Here is a 4,145-nt window from a genome sequence, read left to right as displayed (position 1 = left end):
AACGAAGAGATTGAAAAGAAACGGCTTATTGCGGCCAAACTGATTAACAAGATCTCTGTTTACGAGGACCGCATCGACATAGAATGGGCGTTTTAAACGCCTACATAATCTATGTTGCAAATAACCTCGACATGACTACTATGCGGGAACATATCAACCGGTTGGACTTCCTTCGTGCGATAGCCACCATCTTCTAGAATGCGTAAATCCCGCGCCAATGTTCCTGGATTACAAGATACATACACAATCTTCTTCGGTTTATAAGCTAAGATAGTTTCTAATAATTTTTCATCGCATCCTTTACGTGGTGGATCAACGACTAATACATCAAACTCTTTACCTTGCGCGTACCATTTGGGGATGATTTCTTCTGCTGGCCCCGCTTCAAAATGAGCGTTAGTAATATGGTTTAGTTCTGCGTTACGCTTTGCATCTTCTATCGCCTGTGGCACTATTTCGACTCCGTATACTTCCTTCGCTTGTTTAGCCAAGAACAATGTAATCGTTCCGATCCCACAATACGCATCTACTACTGTTTCATTTCCAGTCAGGTTCGCATAATCAAGTGCCTGTTGATACAACACTTCTGTTTGTACAGGATTTATTTGGTAGAAAGAACGTGCTGAAATCTCAAATTCAGTTTCTCCAATCCGATCAATAATGACATCCGTACCATATAGCTGGATCATTTCATTGCCCATAATGACGTTCGTATTCGCTGTATTCACATTTTGCATAATAGATGTCACATTCGGTAAATGTTGCTGAATTAATTCGACTACCGCGTCTTTTTGCGGGAATTTTTTATGTCGAGTTACAAGTACAACCATTACTTGACCCGTCTGGCGTGCTTTTCTAACGATTAAATGACGTAGCATGCCTTTGTGTGTATGTTCATCATATGTCTCGATACCAAGTTGCTGTAGTTTATATTTCAGCAAAGTCATCAATTCATCGGCTTCTTCCGTCTGTATCAAGCATACATCCGTATCCACGATATGATGAGTACGCGCTTTATAAAAGCCTGTGATTACTCGATCATTCTCTGTGTCAAATGGTATTTGTGATTTATTACGGTAGCGCCATGGATCATCCATACCTTTCACTTCGTGTACTGGTACGTCTGGCAGCTTAGCAATGCGGTCCATTACATCACGTACTGTTTTGCGTTTTTGTATCAACTGGCTCTCGTAGGATAAATGCTGTAACTGGCATCCTCCACATGTCGGGAATACATGACAAGGTGGTGTCACACGGGAAGTAGATGGTTCCACAATATTGATTAATTTGGCGAATCCATATTTCTTCAATGTCTTCAATACATGTACATCAACTGTTTCCCCGGGTAATGTTCCTTGAATGAATAAAGGATAGCCCTCTACTTTCGCTACGCCCGCTCCATCATGTGTTAGATCTTCTATAGTCACTCGAATTTTTTCATTTTTATTTACTGCAAAGCTCATGATTTTTCCTCCATCTTTCAGATACTTCTAGTGTACCATGGGAAGCCAAGAAAAAAACAGACGTAATCATACGTCTGTTTTTTTACTGTTTTTATACTCATTCTTTGTCACTGCATCGTCTTTCAAAACCACAAAGAACGATAGTACGATACCTGCGATGATGACTAAAAAAGGTGCATAGAAAATCAAAAATTCATTCATCTTAATGCCCCCTTATGCATGATGGTTTTCTTTTCCTTTTACATACTCTTTATTGAATAGGAACATACGTAATAGTAAATACAATGATGGGATTAGCAGAAGTAATCCAAATATAAACGCCACGATTAAAGCAATCGCCATAGCTTGGTTCGTGAAACTATCGTAAATAGTCAAATACGGGTAGAGCAAGTATGGATAATGCGAAGCACCATAACCAAAGAAGGCAAATATGAATTGTCCTATTAGTAAACCGAATGCTAGACCATATTGCCGCTGTTTCCAGATAAGATAAACCGTTCCTAAGAACAGTAAAAACGATAGTAGAAACATCGGCCAGAATCTTTGAATATTCTCATAGTGTAGCGGGTTATGTTTACGTAATTCAAATATAATCCCGCCTGCAGCGACGATCGTTGGCAATGCCCAGATAAGCGCATACTTCCTTAACAGTTGCGTCGCCTCTGAATCCTTGGCTTTATTCGCATACCATGTCAAAAATGCGGATGAGATATACAGTGTGGCCGCTATGCTTAGTACGACAATCGACCAAGTAAGCGGACTTGTGAACAACTTCCAGTAATCTAAAACCGGCTGACCATTTACCAATTCGATAAATCCTCCTTCAGAAATCGTCAGTACAATTGACAATGACGCAGGAAGTAGTAAACCCGTTGAACCGTAAGCGAATGAATACCCTTTGTGACCACGAGCTCCATACGTTTCGAATGCATAATACGAACCTCGAATCGCCAAAAGGATAATGGCAAAACTAACCGGTACTAACAAGGTAGTCCCGTAATAGAAGGCGGTTTTTGGGAAGAATCCAATAATCCCCACGAAGAAGAATACTAGAAATACATTCGTTACCTCCCAAACTGGTGACAAATAACGCTGAATGACATGAGTCAATATTCGCTGTCGGCCTGTAAATAAACTATATGCGTTGAAAAAACCTGCTCCGAAATCAATCGCACCGATCAAGATGTAGCCGAATAAGAACACCCACAACACCGTAATTCCTAGAATTTCGATATTCATAGAATGTCACCGCCTTTCTCTCGCTGTCGATCTATAATTTCTTGTTCTACAGGATTTCTGATGAACATTCTTCTTAAAACGACTATACTGCCGATACCGAGGACGAGGTATAGAAGCGCAAAGAGTACAAGCATCGTCGGTACCTGACCACTAGTAGTTGCACCCTCAGACGTCCGCATAATATTACGTAATATCCACGGTTGACGTCCTACCTCTGCTAACCACCAACCCGCTTCGAGTGAAATGAAAACGAGTGGTCCTGCTATGACAATGAGCCATCGGAATAAGCGAGACTCAACAAATGACCATCTTCGCCACATACCAATCCAGTATACAGCTGCCAACGTCATCAATAACATTCCGATTGTTACCATAATATCAAAGAGGTAATGAATATATAGTGGTGGTGTATCCTCTTCAGGAAACTGATCCAATCCGACGACTTCAGCACTAGGTACACCGTGCGCTAAAATAGAAAGGGCATACGGTATTTTAATGGCGTATTTAACTTCGCCATCGTCCAGCACACCGTATAAAATTAAAGGAGCATTTTCTTCCGTTTCAAAATGCCATTCGGCTGCTGCCAACTTTTCAGGTTGATACTCTGCTAAATACTTACCTGATAAATCACCAATCAGCGCTGCACTGACACTAAAAATGAATCCAACTTTTAAAGTCAGGTATAAGGCTTTTTTATGATAGACATGATTTGAACCACGCAACAGACGAAACGCGGCAATGGCAGCCAATAAAAATGCAGATGTCATATAAGCTGTACCAACTACGTGTGCCACTTTTGTCGGCATAGCAGGATTAAACATTGCCACAAGCGGGTTGACGTTAATCAATTCCCCATTAACTAAATTAAAGCCTTGCGGCGCATTCATGAAAGCATTTACAATGGTGATGAATACCGCAGAGAATGATGCTCCAAGCGCGACTGGAATAAGTAGTAGAAAATGTTTCTTTTGATTCTCAAAACGATCCCATGTATATAAGTAAATACCGAGAAATATCGCTTCAAAAAAGAAGGCAAATGTCTCCATAAATAATGGTAAGGCAATCACATTACCAGCCAGCTCCATAAAATTAGGCCACAATAAAGACAGTTGCAACCCAATTGCTGTTCCTGTCACGACCCCAACAGCTACAGTAATAACGAAGCCGCGCGCCCAACGTCTAGCTAGCAAGATATAATGCTCATCGTTCTTTTTAATCCCCACCCATTGAGCTAGCATAATCATGAGTGGAACACCGACCCCAATGGTTGCATAGATAATATGAAATGATAATGTTAGTTCAGTCAATATCCTAGAATAAAAAACGGGATCCATACGAGCCACCTCCTCTTTTCACGAGAATAATCTTCCTAAAATTGATAGCAACATGATACCCGCGACAATAAATGCCAACCACATCAGCCTTTTCTCTTGTCTCTTATAC

At 40.7% G+C, this 4,145-nt stretch carries 4 protein-coding genes; all 4 read right to left on the bottom strand.

All coding sequences use genetic code 11. From position 1 onward, the window contains the following. Positions 1-92 precede the first annotated feature (92 nt). Positions 93-1,463 (bottom strand): 23S rRNA (uracil(1939)-C(5))-methyltransferase RlmD, encoded by a 1,371-nt coding sequence (gene rlmD / locus CSV76_RS16820; RefSeq protein ID WP_099626302.1) that lies wholly within the window; start codon positions 1,461-1,463, stop codon positions 93-95. A 66-nt stretch (positions 1,464-1,529) separates the two neighbouring features. Further along, on the bottom strand, positions 1,530-1,664 hold the full coding sequence (gene cydS, locus CSV76_RS17925) for a cytochrome bd oxidase small subunit CydS family protein (RefSeq protein ID WP_255396873.1): 135 nt from the start codon (positions 1,662-1,664) through the stop codon (positions 1,530-1,532). A 12-nt stretch (positions 1,665-1,676) separates the two neighbouring features. Further along, entirely contained in the window at positions 1,677-2,702 is a 1,026-nt protein-coding gene (locus CSV76_RS16815) for a cytochrome d ubiquinol oxidase subunit II (RefSeq protein ID WP_099626301.1), read from the bottom strand. Then, a complete protein-coding gene (locus CSV76_RS16810) occupies positions 2,699-4,036 on the bottom strand; it encodes a cytochrome ubiquinol oxidase subunit I (RefSeq protein WP_099626300.1) in 1,338 nt (445 codons plus the stop codon). The genes CSV76_RS16815 and CSV76_RS16810 overlap by 4 nt, the downstream gene beginning before the upstream one ends. Positions 4,037-4,145 lie beyond the last annotated feature (109 nt).

Source organism: Sporosarcina sp. P17b (assembly GCF_002743115.1).
Classification (GTDB): Bacteria; Bacillota; Bacilli; order Bacillales_A; family Planococcaceae; genus Sporosarcina; species Sporosarcina ureae_C.
The sequence above is the reverse complement of the archived record's forward strand: the minus strand, read 5'-3'. Positions and strand labels throughout refer to the sequence as shown.

Bases quoted from the DNA above. Each gene is read 5' to 3' on its own strand.
- cydS (WP_255396873.1), bottom strand. From the start codon at position 1,664: ATGAATGAATTTTTGATTTTCTATGCACCTTTTTTAGTCATCATCGCA.
- rlmD (WP_099626302.1), bottom strand. From the start codon at position 1,463: ATGAGCTTTGCAGTAAATAAAAATGAAAAAATTCGAGTGACTATAGAA.
- CSV76_RS16810 (WP_099626300.1), bottom strand. From the start codon at position 4,036: ATGGATCCCGTTTTTTATTCTAGGATATTGACTGAACTAACATTATCA.
- CSV76_RS16815 (WP_099626301.1), bottom strand. From the start codon at position 2,702: ATGAATATCGAAATTCTAGGAATTACGGTGTTGTGGGTGTTCTTATTC.